The 14,524-nt window shown below is 65.6% G+C and carries 13 protein-coding genes; 9 read left to right on the top strand and 4 right to left on the bottom strand.

What is annotated here, in order from left to right:
- The first annotated feature begins 87 nt into the window (after positions 1-87).
- The gene (gene dnaK, locus ACAX61_RS05135) at positions 88-1,995 is read left to right on the top strand and encodes a molecular chaperone DnaK (RefSeq protein WP_370713718.1); all 1,908 of its coding nucleotides are present in this window, start codon (positions 88-90) and stop codon (positions 1,993-1,995) included.
- A 65-nt stretch (positions 1,996-2,060) separates the two neighbouring features.
- Entirely contained in the window at positions 2,061-3,173 is a 1,113-nt protein-coding gene (gene dnaJ / locus ACAX61_RS05130; RefSeq protein WP_370713717.1) for a molecular chaperone DnaJ, read from the top strand.
- A 15-nt stretch (positions 3,174-3,188) separates the two neighbouring features.
- Here dnaJ and ACAX61_RS05125 read toward each other — a convergent pair whose 3' ends face one another.
- Genes ACAX61_RS05125 through purB form a run of 3 tightly spaced genes read right to left on the bottom strand, consistent with a single transcriptional unit; the run spans position 3,189 to position 7,624 of the window.
- Positions 3,189-5,747, bottom strand: a complete 2,559-nt coding sequence (locus ACAX61_RS05125; RefSeq protein WP_370713716.1) for an HWE histidine kinase domain-containing protein — start codon at positions 5,745-5,747, stop codon at positions 3,189-3,191.
- Complete coding sequence (locus ACAX61_RS05120) at positions 5,748-6,287, bottom strand: biliverdin-producing heme oxygenase (protein ID WP_370713715.1); 540 nt, start codon at positions 6,285-6,287, stop codon at positions 5,748-5,750.
- Positions 6,284-7,624, bottom strand: coding sequence for an adenylosuccinate lyase (gene purB / locus ACAX61_RS05115; RefSeq protein ID WP_370713714.1), 1,341 nt, complete (start codon positions 7,622-7,624; stop codon positions 6,284-6,286). Before purB ends, ACAX61_RS05120 begins: the two co-directional genes overlap by 4 nt.
- 208 nt (positions 7,625-7,832) lie before the next feature.
- Between purB and ACAX61_RS05110 the strand changes: the two genes are divergently transcribed.
- A complete protein-coding gene (locus tag ACAX61_RS05110) occupies positions 7,833-8,330 on the top strand; it encodes an EF-hand domain-containing protein (protein ID WP_370713713.1) in 498 nt (165 codons plus the stop codon).
- 71 nt (positions 8,331-8,401) lie between these two features.
- Here ACAX61_RS05110 and radC read toward each other — a convergent pair whose 3' ends face one another.
- Complete coding sequence (gene radC / locus ACAX61_RS05105; protein WP_370714909.1) at positions 8,402-9,085, bottom strand: RadC family protein; 684 nt, start codon at positions 9,083-9,085, stop codon at positions 8,402-8,404.
- Between the two features lie 39 nt (positions 9,086-9,124).
- Between radC and ACAX61_RS05100 the strand changes: the two genes are divergently transcribed.
- The 6 genes from ACAX61_RS05100 (at position 9,125) to ACAX61_RS05075 (ending at position 14,480) form a co-directional block, all read left to right on the top strand.
- Complete coding sequence (locus ACAX61_RS05100) at positions 9,125-12,328, top strand: intermembrane phospholipid transport YdbH family protein (protein ID WP_370713712.1); 3,204 nt, start codon at positions 9,125-9,127, stop codon at positions 12,326-12,328.
- A 47-nt stretch (positions 12,329-12,375) separates the two neighbouring features.
- Entirely contained in the window at positions 12,376-12,549 is a 174-nt protein-coding gene (locus ACAX61_RS05095; RefSeq protein ID WP_370713711.1) for a YnbE family lipoprotein, read from the top strand.
- Between the two features lie 29 nt (positions 12,550-12,578).
- Positions 12,579-12,923, top strand: a complete 345-nt coding sequence (locus ACAX61_RS05090; protein WP_370713710.1) for a YdbL family probable chaperone protein — start codon at positions 12,579-12,581, stop codon at positions 12,921-12,923.
- Between the two features lie 140 nt (positions 12,924-13,063).
- Positions 13,064-13,378 (top strand): AtpZ/AtpI family protein, encoded by a 315-nt coding sequence (locus tag ACAX61_RS05085; RefSeq protein ID WP_370713709.1) that lies wholly within the window; start codon positions 13,064-13,066, stop codon positions 13,376-13,378.
- A 21-nt stretch (positions 13,379-13,399) separates the two neighbouring features.
- On the top strand, positions 13,400-14,206 hold the full coding sequence (locus tag ACAX61_RS05080; RefSeq protein WP_370713708.1) for a F0F1 ATP synthase subunit A: 807 nt from the start codon (positions 13,400-13,402) through the stop codon (positions 14,204-14,206).
- Between the two features lie 46 nt (positions 14,207-14,252).
- The gene (locus ACAX61_RS05075) at positions 14,253-14,480 is read left to right on the top strand and encodes a F0F1 ATP synthase subunit C (protein ID WP_096343951.1); all 228 of its coding nucleotides are present in this window, start codon (positions 14,253-14,255) and stop codon (positions 14,478-14,480) included.
- Positions 14,481-14,524: the final 44 nt, after the last annotated feature.

Genomic DNA, 14,524 nt, shown 5'->3' with positions numbered 1-14,524 from the left:
CACTATATCCGCTGACGTAATGGGTTCCGTCGCCAATCCGGGGCGGGGCTATCTCAACATATTGAACCGGGGGCCAAACGAGGGAATATGGCTAAAGTTATCGGTATTGATCTCGGCACCACCAACAGCTGCGTTGCGGTGATGGAGGGTGGCAAACCCAAGGTGATCGAGAATGCGGAAGGTGCGCGCACCACGCCCTCGATCGTCGCGTTTGCCAAGGATGGGGAGCGACTGATCGGTCAGCCGGCCAAGCGCCAGGCGGTGACCAACCCCGACAACACGATCTTCGCGGTCAAGCGTCTGATCGGCCGTCGTTTCGACGATCCCGTGACGAAGAAGGACACCGAACTGGTGCCCTATACCATCGCGCGCGGCCCGAACGGCGACGCATGGGTTTCGGCCGGTGGCCAGGAATACAGCCCGTCGCAGATTTCGGCCTTCACCCTTCAGAAGATGAAGGAAACGGCCGAGGCGTATCTCGGCGAAACCGTGACCCAGGCGGTTATCACGGTCCCGGCCTACTTCAACGACGCCCAGCGTCAGGCAACCAAGGACGCGGGCAAGATCGCGGGCCTTGAGGTGCTGCGCATCATCAACGAGCCGACGGCGGCGGCGCTGGCCTATGGCCTTGACAAGAACGAGAACAAGACGATCGCGGTCTATGACCTTGGCGGCGGTACGTTCGACATCTCGATCCTCGAAGTCGGCGACGGCGTGTTCGAGGTGAAGGCGACCAACGGCGACACCTTCCTGGGTGGTGAGGATTTCGACTCCAAGCTGGTCCAGTATCTCGCCAGCGAGTTCCAGAAGGCCGAGGGCATCGACCTGACCAAGGACAAGCTGGCGCTCCAGCGTCTGAAGGAAGCGTCGGAAAAGGCCAAGATCGAGCTGTCGTCGGCCCAGACGACCGAGGTCAACCTGCCCTTCATCACCGCCGATCAGAACGGCCCGAAGCATCTGGTCAAGTCGATCAGCCGCGCCGAGCTGGAACGACTGGTCGACGACCTGATCCAGCGCACGCTGACCCCGCTGAAGAAGGCGATGGCTGATGCGGGCGTCAAGAACGACGGCATCGACGAAGTCGTGCTGGTCGGCGGCATGACCCGCATGCCCAAGGTGCGCGAAGTCGTGAAATCGTTCTTCGGCAAGGAACCGCACACCGGCGTCAACCCCGATGAGGTGGTGGCGATCGGCGCGGCGATCCAGGCCGGTGTGCTTCAGGGCGACGTCAAGGACGTGCTGCTGCTCGACGTGACCCCGCTGTCGCTGGGTATCGAGACGCTGGGCGGCGTGTTCACGCGCATGATCGACCGCAACACGACCATCCCGACCAAGAAGTCGCAGGTCTATTCGACCGCCGACGACAATCAGGGTGCCGTGACGATCCGCGTGTTCCAGGGCGAACGCGAAATGGCGGCGGACAACAAGCTGCTGGGCCAGTTCGATCTGGTCGGCATCCCGCCCGCACCGCGCGGCGTGCCGCAGATCGAGGTCACCTTCGACATCGACGCCAACGGCATCGTCAACGTGTCGGCCAAGGACAAGGGCACCGGCAAGGAGCAGCAGATCCGCATCCAGGCCTCGGGCGGCCTGTCGGACAGCGACATCGAAGCGATGGTACGTGACGCCGAGCAGTTCGCCGAGGAAGACAAGAAGCGCCGTGCGGCGGCCGAGGCGAAGAACAACGCCGAAAGCCTGATCCACACGACCGAACGCCAGCTTGCCGACAATGGCGACAAGGTCGACGGTGCGCTGAAATCCGAGATCGAAGCCAAGATCGCCGAGGCGAAGGCCGCGGTCGAGGGTGGCGATCCCGACGCGATGCAGGCCAAGACCCAGGAACTGGCGAACGTCGCTATGAAGCTGGGCCAGGCCATTTACGAAAAGCAGCAGGCGGCGGAAGCATCGCCGGGTGCCGCGCAGGAGTCGAAGGCGGAAGACGACGGCGTCGTCGATGCCGAATTCTCCGAGGTGGACGACAGCCAGAAGGCGTAAATGACTATGATCCGCCACCGCTTGATGGACGTGCTCCGCAGCGGTGGCGGGCATAGGGGGCATGTATGACCACCCAGGTTGATTATTACGAAGTGCTCGGCTGCGCCCGCGATGCGGATGGCGCGACGATCAAGTCGGCTTATCGCAAGCTGGCGATGAAGTATCACCCGGACAAGAACGGGGGATGCAAGGAGCATGAGGCCAAGTTCAAGGCTGTCAGCGAAGCCTATGAGGTTCTGAAGGACCCTCAAAAGCGTGCTGCCTATGACCGCTATGGCCACTCCGCCTTTCAGGGCGGTGCCGGCGGCGGGGGTCAGGACTTTTCCGGCTTCTCCGACATTTTCGAAAGCGTGTTTGGCGAATTCATGGGCGGCCAGCGTGGCGGTCGCACCCAGCGGCGTGGCGCGGACCTGCGCTACGACATGGAAATCTCGCTCGAACAGGCATTTCACGGGCATCAGACCGAAATCACGGTCGATGTGTCGGGCGCATGCGACACCTGTTCCGGCACCGGCGCCAAGCCCGGCACCGCGGCGCGCGCCTGCGGGACCTGTGGCGGCATTGGCAAGGTGCGGGCGCAGCAGGGCTTTTTCGTGGTCGAGCGGACCTGCCCGACCTGTATGGGCGCGGGCGAGGTGATTGCCGATCCGTGCGGCACCTGTCGTGGCGACGGGCGCGTCGACAAGACCAAGACGCTCAGCGTCACCATCCCCCCCGGCGTGGACGAAGGTACGCGCATCCGTCTGAATGGTGAGGGGGAAGCGGGGCCGCGTGGCGCGCCGCCGGGCGACCTCTACATTTTCCTGCACGTTGCGCGGCACCCGATCTTCTCGCGCGAGGGTACGACGCTGCACGCGCGCGCGCCGATCAGCTTTGCGACCGCCGCGCTTGGCGGTGAGGTGGTGATCGAGGGGCCGGACGGCGCCGAACAGGTCATCCGTATCGCCCCCGGCACGCCGTCGGGCCGTGAAATCCGCCAGCGGGGCGCGGGGATGCCCGTGCTTCAGGGACGCGGACGCGGCGACATGGTCGTCCATATTGAGGTGCAGGTGCCCACCCGCCTGACCGCTCGCCAGCGCGAATTGCTGGAAGCGCTGCGCGAAGCCGATGGCGAAGCACCGCCGATCGACGAGGATTCGGGCTTTTTCTCGAAAATGAAGGCGGCGTTCGGCGGTTGATGCCGACGCCGCCCTTTATGCCTTGCCCAGAACCTTTGCCAGCAAGCGGCTGAGGTTCGGGGCGGTATAGGGCTTTTGCAGGACAGGCGTATCGCCCAGCCCATCCGGCAGGGTCAGTTGCTCGCCATAGCCGGTGGCAAAGATGAACGGCACGCCGCGCGCGCGCAGCGCTTCCGCCACCGCCAGACTGGTTTCGTCGCCCAGATTAAAGTCCAGCACCGCGACGGCCACCGTCTCCCGGCCCAGTTCCACCAATGCCTGATTCACGCTGTTGGCGGTCACAACCTGCCGCGCGCCGAGCGAGGTCAGGATATCCTCGGCATCCATGGCGATGATCAGGCTATCCTCGACCAGCAGCGCCACGCCGTCGATCACGTCCGTCTCGCCGCTCGTCATGGTGTCGCGCATGTCCGGGCCGATGGCGGAGCGGTGCTCGGTCGCCGCATCGCCGCCGCTGATATGGTGCGCGGGGATGATCAGATCGGCTTCCACGCCGGTCAGCTGATAGCGAACCTCTGCCCGGCCCCCCAGGTCATAGGGGATGGAACGCTGGATGATCGTCGTGCCGAAACCCTGGCGGGTCGGGGCGTTGACCGGCGGCCCGCCGCGTTCCCGCCACTCGATGACCAGCTCGTCCATGGCATTGCAGTGCCAGCCGACGGCCACGGTGCCATTGTCGGACAGCGCGCCATATTTGGCCGAATTGGTCATCAATTCGTGCAGCACCAGTGCCAGCGTCGAAAAGGCCTGGGGGCTGAGCAACATGGCGTCGCCCTCCAGATGCAGCCGCGATGCACGACCGCCCAGATAGGCGGCAGCTTCGGTTTCGATCAGGCGGCGCAGGGGTGCGGCGGACCAGTTGTCCTGCGTGATCTGGTCGTGGGCGCGGGCCAGTGCCTCGATCCGGCCTTCCAGCATGTCGACATAGGTGGCGGTATCCGCACCCGGATCGCGCGACTGGCGCACCAGCCCGCGAATGAGGCTCAGGATGTTGCGGACGCGGTGGTTCAGCTCCGCGATCAGCAATTCCTGCCGCTCGGCTGCGCGGCGGCGTTCTTCCTGCGCGTCGTCGGACAGGCGCAGTACCACTTCGATCAGCGAGACGCGCAGCATTTCGGCCACGCGCAGTTCGGCGTCGTCAAAGGGCTGGGCACGACCGCGCACTTCCTCCCGCCACGCCTCAAAGCTCTTGCGCGGCGACAGGCGGGCGCCGTTCGGCCCCCAGGTCGCAGGCTTGTGCGGGTCGCCGCCCCAGTTGACGCTGCGAATGCGCTCCTCGCGGAACAGCAGCACATAATCGCGCGGGGAGCGGGAGATGGGCAGCGCCAGCATCCCGGCAGCGCGATCGGCCCAATCCTGGGCAATCGGCAACAGGCCGGACAGGTGATCGGTGGCGAAGATATGCCCCGGCGTCATTGCGTTCAGCCGCTTGGCGATCACCGGGATTGCGTCGGCAGGCGGCGTTTGGCCCGACAACGCCACGCGCCCGTCCAGCCAAATGGCAATGCCGTCGCACGGAATGGTGGTTGCCAGCATCTCGCCCAGGAAATCGGGGTTGTCCAGCAACTGCTTGTCGCCCGCAATCGCCGCGAGCAGCCGGTCCGATGCATTGCGCGCCGCCGTTTCATAGGCCGCCAGCACCTGCCGCTCCCGCGCCTCCAGCTTGAAGGCGAACATCTGTCCGAACAACTCGGCGACCGAGCGGCGCTCGAACCCCGGGCAGCGCGGGGCGTAATGATGGCATGCGAACAGGCCCCACAGGCGACCCTCGACGATGATCGAGATCGACAGCGACGCGCCCACGCCCATATTCTGCAGATATTCGATATGGATCGGCGATACCGACCGCAGCACCGACAGCGACAGGTCGATCGGTTCCCCGCGTTCGTCCAGCGTGGGGACGATCGGCACCGGCGCCGCGCCGACATCGGCGATCACGCGAAAGGGCGTTCGCACATATAGCGCACGCGCCTGTTTCGGAATGTCCGACGCCGGGTAGCGCAGGTCCAGGAAGCTGCCCAGCCCGCTGCCGACCGCTTCGGCCACCACCGTTCCCGATCCGTCGGGATCGAAGCGATAGACCATGACCCGGTCGAACCCGGTCAGCGCGCGAACCTGTCGCGCCCCTTCGCGATAGAAAGCGGGCAGTCCCTGGGTCGCATCCAGGCGCCCGATCATCGCGCGGATCGTGCTGGCGGTGTCGCTGACGGGGGTTTCGGCGCTCGGCTCCCCCTCGATCACGATGTCGGCCCCGCTGACATGCATGGCGAAGTCGAAACGGCGGCCGCCGGTGACGGGAACGCCGAATACCCGCTCCACAGCATCGGCGCCGCGCAACAGGGTCATGCGATTGCGAAGCAGGTGGACCGCATCCGGCCCGATGAGTTCGATCAGGGGCGAGCCCAGCGCCGCGTCGGGTTCCAGCCCCAGAAACTCCGGCAGATTGGCCGATGCGCGCCGGATGATCCAGTCGGCCGACAGCGACAGCAGAAAACCAAATGGCTGGATCGCGCCAAGCTGATGGATCGGTTCCCGATCGCAATTGCCAAGATCGACCGGGACGGGCTGCTGCATTTAGTGATTCATCCAGTTACGCCCCGCGCGCTCGAAACAGTCGAACGTTGCCAGTGCAGCCGCCTTGGCCGTGCTGCGGGCTGCCGGTTCGTAAAGGATCGCATCAATCCGATCCAGCAAATTTACCCAGCTTCCAGATACTTGCTCTAGATTAAGAAACTTAGCGGGCTGGTCCGGCGCGACCAGCCTTCGCAAGTGACGTGCGCCGTGGCGCGAACCTTCGACGACGTAAAGAGCGCCGGCCAGCGCGGGCAGGTCGCGATAGGGCGTTGCCGCCGCTACGGGTTCCGGGGTTATGCCCAGTTCGGCGGCATCGGCCAGCAGCGCAGAACCGCGCCTGCGCCCCGGCCAGTCGGCTACCACCTGCTCAGCACCGCCCGCGTCCAGCGCCGCTTCGATCGGCAGCATCGCGCTCGCCTGCGCACCGATGAACCGGCGATAGCCGTCCGGCGTGGTCAGGTCGAAGCCCATGAACAGCGTGTCCAGCCGTTCATGAGCCTCGCTCGTCGCTTCGCGCAGCAGGCGGTGCGCGGCCCTCACGCAGCGCCGAACACGCGCGCGAAGATCGTGTCGACATGCTTCAGATGATAACCCAAGTCGAACCGCGCCTCGATCTCCTCTGCCGGCAGGGCGGCGGTGACTTCGGCGTCGTTCTTGAGCAGGTCGAGCAGCGACAGCGCGCCGTCGGATTCCCACACCTTCATCGCGTTGCGCTGAACCAGCCGATAGCTGTCCTCACGGCTGAGGCCCGCCTGCGTCAGCGCCAGCAGCACCCGCTGCGAGTGGACCAGGCCGCCCATGCGGTCGAGATTCTTCTGCATCCGCTCCGGATAGACGACCAGCTTGTCGACCACGCCGGTCAGCCGCGCGAGGGCGAAGTCCAGCGTGATGGTGGCATCCGGGCCGATATAACGCTCGACCGAGGAGTGGCTGATGTCGCGTTCGTGCCACAACGCGACATTTTCCAGAGCCGGCGTGACATAGCCGCGCACCATGCGCGCCAGCCCGGTCAGGTTTTCGGTCAGCACCGGATTGCGCTTGTGCGGCATGGCCGACGAGCCCTTCTGGCCGGGGGAGAAATATTCCTCCGCCTCCAGCACTTCGGTGCGTTGCAGGTGGCGTACTTCGGTCGCCAGCCGTTCGATCGACCCGGCGATGACGCCCAGCGTGGCAAAGAACATCGCGTGGCGGTCGCGCGGGATGACCTGCGTCGAAACCGGCTCAACCGACAGGCCGAGCTTGACGGCGACATGTTCCTCGACGCGGGGGTCGATATTGGCGAACGTGCCGACCGCGCCCGAAATGGCGCAGGTGGCGATGTCAGCCCGCGCCGCGACCAGGCGTGCCCGGCAACGCTGGAACTCGGCATGTGCCTGCGCCAGCTTCAGGCCGAAGGTGACGGGTTCGGCATGGATGCCGTGGCTGCGCCCGATGGTCGGCGTCAGCTTGTGTTCGCGCGCGCGGCGCTCCAGCGCGGCTAGCAGCGCATCGATATCAGCGATCAGGATGTCTGCGGCGCGCGACATCTGCACCGCCAGACAGGTGTCGAGCACGTCGGAGCTGGTCATGCCCTGATGCATAAAGCGCGCCTCAGGCCCGACCTGTTCGGAGACCCAGGTAAGGAAAGCGATGACGTCGTGCTTGGTCACCGCCTCGATCGCGTCGATCGCGGGAACGTCGATCGGCACCTCGCCATCGGCGCTCTTGGCCTTTTCACCGTCCCACCAGCGCCAAAGCGCGGCGGCGGCGTCGCGCGGCACCACGCCCAGATCGGCCAGCGCATCGGTGGCGTGCGCTTCGATCTCGAACCAGATGCGGAAACGGGCTTCGGGTGTCCAGATCGCCGTCATGGCGGGGCGGGCGTAGCGCGGGACCAAGATTTTTCCTTTCGCGGGGCGGAATCAGTTCGTCGCAGCACACACACGGAACCGCGGCGAACCGTGCGCTAGCAAAGGGCGAACGCCTTAGCAATCTTGCTTATAAAGGAACGGGTTCGATGAACAAAGCATTATCACACTCGTAATTCAGTGCATCATACCTATGTAGTGATCCTGCACAGCTATGTGCACAACTAGGAGAAACCCGATGTTGAAGCCCATTCTGCTGGCCAGTGCGATGATTATTTCGGCGCCTGCTCTTGCACAGGACATGACGACGCAGTCAACGACTGCACCGGGTGTGCAGTCGACTGCCCCCGCAACGCCTGGAACCGCTCCGACCGACCCGGCGGCGAGCATGACGCAGGATTCGACCGCGACTCAGGCTGCCGACCCGGCCACGAGCGCTCAGGCCGCCCCCGCCGATAGTGCGGGCCAGCCGCAGCAGGCTAGCGCCGCCCAGATCGCGCAAATCGTCGAAACCGAATTCCCCAATTATGACGGGGACAAGGACGGCGAGATCACGCAGGATGAGTTCGGCAGGTGGATGGTCGCACTGCGCAGCGCCAGCGATCCGTCGACCAACGCCCAGAGCGCGGAAGTCCAGACTTGGGTTGGACAGGCCTTTGCCTCGGCCGACATGGACAAGTCGACCAAGGTATCCAAGACCGAGCTGACGAGCTTTCTGGCGCAAGGCGCGTCGTAAGCGAGGCTCTTGATGAAATGATGGCGGCCGCCGGTCCCCGCACGGGATCGGCGGCCGTCGCCGTTTTCCGCTTACATCAAACCCATCGCGCGCAGGCTGGCATGACCATCGGTGCCGATGACTAGATGGTCGTGAACGGCAATGCCCAGCGGCTTGCCCGCCGCGACAATGGTGCGGGTCAGTTCAATGTCTGCACGGCTCGGTTGCGGATCGCCAGACGGGTGATTGTGCACGAGGATGATTGCGGCGGAACCCAGGTCGATCGCGCGGCGAATGACCTCTCTGACATGCACCGCCGCTTGATCGATCGAGCCTTCGCTCATCAATTCGTCGCGGATCAGCATGTTGCGGCTGTTCAAATGCAGCACTCGCACGCGTTCGATGGCGTGATGCGCCATTTCGGCGCGCAGATAGTCGAGCAGCGCCTGCCAGTTGGCCAGCACCGGACGCGCGGCGACTTCGCCCTGAACCAGCCGGATGGCGGCGGCATGGGCAATCTTGATCGCGGCGGCCGATGTCTCTCCCATGCCCGCGACACGCATCAGCGCATCGGCATCCGCCGACAACAGACCGCCAATTCCGCCGAATTCGCGAAGCAGTGCCTTGGCCAGCGGTTTAGTGTCGCGCCGGGGAATGGCCAGCGCCAGCAGATATTCGATCAGTTCATGGTCCAGCAGCGCTGCGGCGCCATGGCCCAGCAGGCGCGAGCGCAAGCGCGCGCGATGCCCGGTCGTGTCGCTTGCCCCCTCGCTCATCGCGGTCACGGGTAAGCGGCGTCTCGGTGGTGTGCAAGCGTGACGCTTGACCCGATCCGTTCGACCGCGCAACGATTTGGCCGTTCGGCGGTTCGGGGAATTGTGACGGCACAAGCTGAAGAAGAGCCGGGCGCCGCGCCGGCGCGGCGCTGGTGGCGCTTGTTCGGCGTGCCGCGTCGCGGTCGCGTGCCGATGGCGATCGCGCTGGTGCTGCTGATCGCGCTGGTGATCCTTTGGTCGCAGCGCCGCCAGATCGCGGCGGACTTTATCGCGCGCGAACTGGCCGCGCGCGGCGTTCAGGCGCGTTATGACGTCACCGAGATCGGCACATCGACCCAGCGGCTGGAAAATGTGGTGATTGGCGATCCCGCTCGCCCCGATCTGGTCGCCGACTGGATCGAGGTGCGGACCCGGCTGGGCCTGGGCGCGCCCGAAGTGACCGGGGTCGATGCGGGGCGCGTGCGGTTGCGCGCGGTATGGCGCGACGGGCGCTTGTCGCTGGGCGCGCTGGACCGGATGATGCCGCCGCCGTCGGGCAAGCCGTTCACGCTCCCCGAACTCGATGTGAAGATCGCGGATGGCGGTGCGCGGATCGAAACGCCGTTGGGCGTGCTGAACGCGAAGCTGAGCGGGCAGGGGCAGTTGAGCGACGGGTTTGACGGGCGGCTGGCGCTGGCCGCGGATCGTCTTTCAGCGGCGGGATGCCGACTGGCGGGCGCGCGCGCCGCGATGGACATCGCCATCCGTGAGCGCCGCATCGCCCTTGCCGGACCGGTCCGCGCGACGGGCGGTGCCTGTGGCGACAATCTGGCGCAGGGCCTTGGCCTGACGGTCGATGTGCAATTGCCGGAGGCCCTGGATCGCTGGTCGGGCAAGGTGGGGCTGGCGGTCGACCGGCTGGATACGCCCGCGATGCGCGCTGCGTCATTGGGCGGCACCGTCAATTTTGCCGGCAACGCCGCCCGGACCGAGGGCCGCGCCGACATTCGCGCCAAGGCGGTGAGCGCCGATCAGGGGAGCGCCGCCGATCTCACCTTTGCCGGTCCGTTCCGGCTCGGCGGTGGTGAAACGCGGCTTGCCGGCCGGGTCAGCGCCGCGCGCATCCGCCCGGATATGCAGCCGATATCGTTACGGCTGGCGGCAGGGACGCCCGGTTCGGCGCTTGCGGCCGAGCTCGACCGCGCGGTGACGGCGGCGGCGCGGGGATTGGCCGGCAACGCCGACATCGCGCTGACCATAGCGGGCGGTCGCGGGGCGCTGGTCGTCGGCGCGGCGGACCTGAGCGCGGCGAGCGGTGCGCGCATCCGCTTTGCCGGTGCGCGCGGGATCGGCTTTGGCTGGCCCGGCAACCGGCTGATGCTGGACGGGAATTTGCGCGGCGGGGGCGGGGGCTTGCCGCGTTTCACCGCTAAGCTGGAACAGGCGCGGCCGGGTGGGCCGATCGCCGGGCAAGTGTCGGTCGCGTCATTTGCGGCAGGCGGTGAGCGCGTGGCGCTGTCGCCCGTCCGCTTCATGCGGGCTGCCGACGGCGGCACGCGGATCGCCACGCGAATGCGCGCCACACTGGCATTGCCGGGTGGTCGGGTCGAGGGGCTGGACCTGCCGCTCGACCTGCGTTGGGACGGTGGCACGCAACTGGCGCTGGCGCCGGGCTGCGTGCCGATGGGCATGGACCGGCTGATGGTGTCGAGCCTCGACCTGCGTGCCGTCGCGCTGCGCCTATGCCCGTTGGGCAGCACGCTGTTCCGACAGGGCCCGGGCGGCATGGCGGCGGGTGCCCGCATTGCCGCGTCGCGTGTGGCAGGTACGCTGGGCGGATCGCCGCTGGCGCTGGCGGCGCGGACCGCAACGGTGCGGCTGGGTCAGCGGCTGGACTTTACGTTTGCCGATGTGGAGGCGCGGCTGGGCTGCGCCGATCGACTGTCCCGTCTGTCAATCGGGACGCTGGCGGGCGCGACGACGGCGGGTGGTATCGCGGGTGACTTTGCCGATGCCGCCGGTGCCATCGGCAACGTGCCGCTCAATCTCAGCGAAGGGGCGGGTGCGTGGCGCTTTGCAAATGGGGCGTTGACCCTCGACGGCACGCGGCTGCGCGTGGCCGATGCCGCCACCCCCGCCCGGTTCGAGCCGCTGGCTGCCAATGACTTCCGCCTGACGCTGGCCGATAATCAAATCGACGCCACCGGCACGCTGACTGCGCCAGAGGGCGGCGCGCGGGTGGCGGGCGTGACCATCGCGCATGATTTGGGTGCGGGCAGCGGCGATGCGGTGCTGGCGGTCGAGGATCTGCAATTCGATGAGCGGCTGCAACCCGATGCGCTGACGCGGTTGGTTTACGGCGTGATCGCGGATGTGCGGGGCAGCGTGTCAGGCACCGGCCACATCCGCTGGTCGCCCGACGGCGTGACCAGCGACGGCGTCTTTCGCACGGCCGGCACCGATCTTGCCGCTGCTTTCGGCCCGGTCACCGGCCTGTCAGGCGAGATCCGCTTTACCGACCTGCTGGGGCTGGAGACCGAAAGCGGGGTCGCGACGATCGCCAGCGTCAATCCGGGCATCCCGGTTGAAAACGGGCAGGTGCGATACCGGCTGATCGGCGACCAGAAGGTTCAGGTGGAGGGCGGGCGCTGGCCCTTTGCGGGCGGGGCGCTGACGCTAGACCCCACGGTCATCGACCTGTCGACCGGCAAGGAGCGGCGTCTGACCTTTCATGTCGAGGGTGTGGATGCGGCCGCGTTCCTGCAACAGTTCGAATTCGACAATCTGAACGCCACAGGCACATTCGACGGCACCTTGCCGATGATCTTTGACGAGCGCGGCGGCCGGATCGAGGATGGGCGCCTTACCGTGCGCGAGGGGGGCGGGACCATCGCCTATGTCGGCGAAGTGTCGCAGGAGGATCTGGGCACCTGGGGCAATTTCGCGTTCGAGTCGCTAAAATCGCTGCGTTACGAACGACTGAATCTGACGCTCAGCGGGCCGCTGGATGGCGAGATGGTCACCGAAATCCGCTTTGCAGGGATAAGCCAGGGGGAGGGTGCGAGCAGCAACTTCATCGTCCGCCGCCTCGCTCGCCTGCCGCTGGTATTCAACGTCACCGTCCGCGCGCCGTTTCGGCAACTGCTCGATTCGGTGCGTTCCTATTACGAACCGTCGCGCCTGATCGAGCGCAACCTGCCCGCGCTGATCGAGGAACAGCGCAAGCGCGACGTTCAGTCCCCTGAAAGCGAGTCCATGCCATGAGCGAAACAGGATTGATGCCGCCAATGAAAAGCGCGATTCGGATACCTATGTTCAGTATCGCGACGGCGGTCGCGGCAATCGGTCTTGGCGGGTGCGTCAATGTCAGTGCGCCCGACAAACCGATCGTCATCAATCTGAATATCAGCATCACGCAGGAAGTGGTGTACAAGCTGGATGGCGAGGCGAAATCGCTGATCCAGCAGAATCCGGGGATTTTCTGACAATGCGTTACGGTCTGAAGGCAGTGGTAATGGCAATCGCCATACTGGGCGCGGGCACCGCGCATGCCCAGCGCGACCCCGCTTACGCCGCCGCACGTGCGGCCGGACAGGTGGGCGAACGGACCGACGGCTATCTTGGCATTGTCGGCACTGCGACCCCCGATATTCGCGCGCTGGTCAACAAGATCAACATCCAGCGCAAGGCCGCCTATACCCAGGGTGCGCAGGCCGGATCGACCGTGGAGCAGTTTGCGTTCGTGTCGGGCTGCAACCTGATCGCGCGCACCCAGCCGGGGGAAATGTATCAGGCGCCCGACGGCAGCTGGAAAAAGCGCGGCGCCGGGGCGCCCGAACGCGATCCGCGCTGCGTCTAGGCAACACTCCGCAACGACAATTCGCTATGGGCGTCGGGCCGGTTGACTTGACCCGCACCCGCCCGTAAGCGGCGCTTGCCTTGGCGGGCTTGCCGCTCGGCACATGCACTTGCCCCGGCGATAATGACTGGGGAGAGTGTATGGCCGAAAAACAGCCCGGACCGGACCCCTTGCCGGAGGATGCGCGGCTCGAATCGCTCGATGAGCGGTTGCGGCGCGCGACTTCGCAGGAGGCACGGCGATCAGGCGAGGGGCCGTCCGGCAAGGATGGCTATCGCCTGGGTAATCGCGTGCTTGCCGAACTGATCGGGGGAATGGTTGGCGGTGCGGTGATCGGGTGGACGCTCGATTACTTTCTGGGCACCTCTCCATGGCTCCTGCTTGTGCTGCTTGCCCTGGGCATCGTCAGCGCGTTCAGGAACATCATCAGGATTTCTCGCAAGCGCTCGGAGTAAGGCTTCGGGCGCTTTGGTCAAATGGGAACGGCAGTGGCGGCTGAAGGACAAGGCACCATCGACCCGATGCACCAGTTCGAGGTGCAGTCGATCCACGATCTTTTCCAGATCGGTGGCCACACGATCGCGTTCACCAACTCGGCGCTGTACATGGTCGCCGCGTTGGTCGCGTTGTGGGCATTCATGCTGATGGGCATGAAGCGCGAACTGGTCCCCGGTCGCGGACAGATGATGGTCGAGGGCTTTGTCGGCTTCATCGACAAGCTGCTTGCCCAGAATATCGGCCATGCCGGGCGCAAATATGTGCCCTATGTCTTCACGCTGTTCATGTTCATCCTGTTCGGCAACCTGATCGGCCTGCTGCCGCTGGGTCTGTTCCGGCTGCATCCGTTCACCTTCACCAGCCATTTCACGGTGACGGGCGTTCTGGCGATCATGAGCTTCTCGATCGTGCTGATCGTCGGCTTTGCGAAGCACGGCCTGCGCTTCTTCAGCCTGTTCGCACCCAAGGGGACGCCGATCCCCGTGCTGTTGCTGGTCGCGCCGATCGAATTCGTGTCGTTCATGGTTCGCCCGTTCAGCCTGGCGCTGCGACTGTTCGTGGCGATGACCGCCGGACACATCCTGCTCAAGGTGCTGGCCAGCTTCGTTGTCAACGCGGCCAACGCCGGTGCGGGTGTCGGCCTTGCCGTCGGCATCCCCAGCTTTGCGCTGATGGTCGGTGTGTCGGCACTGGAAGTGCTGGTGGCTGGCGTTCAGGCTTATGTCTTCGCGCTGCTGACGTCGCTGTACATCAACGATGCCGAGCATCTGCACGACCATCACTGAGTTCCCGATTTCAACGTAACAAACGTATTTGCCAAGGAGTTGAACAATGGAAGCTGACGCAATCAAGCTGCTGGGTGCCGGTCTTGCGGCGATCGGTGCGGGCCTGGCCGCGCTGGGCGTGGGCAACGTCTTCGCCGCTTTCCTCGAAGGCGCGCTGCGCAATCCGTCGGCCGCTGCCGGCCAGCAGGGCAACATGTTCATCGGCTTCGCGGCTGCCGAACTTCTCGGCCTGCTGGCATTCGTCGTGGCCGTTCTGCTGATCTTCGTCGCGTAATTCACGCCGACGATCCGGGGCCGGCATGTCGCCGGCCCTGACAA

It is taken from the genome of Sphingomonas sp. IW22 (genome assembly GCF_041321155.1).
Classification (GTDB): domain Bacteria; phylum Pseudomonadota; class Alphaproteobacteria; order Sphingomonadales; family Sphingomonadaceae; genus Sphingomonas.
Note: the sequence above shows the minus strand (reverse complement) of the source record. Positions and strands in the feature narration are given on the sequence as shown.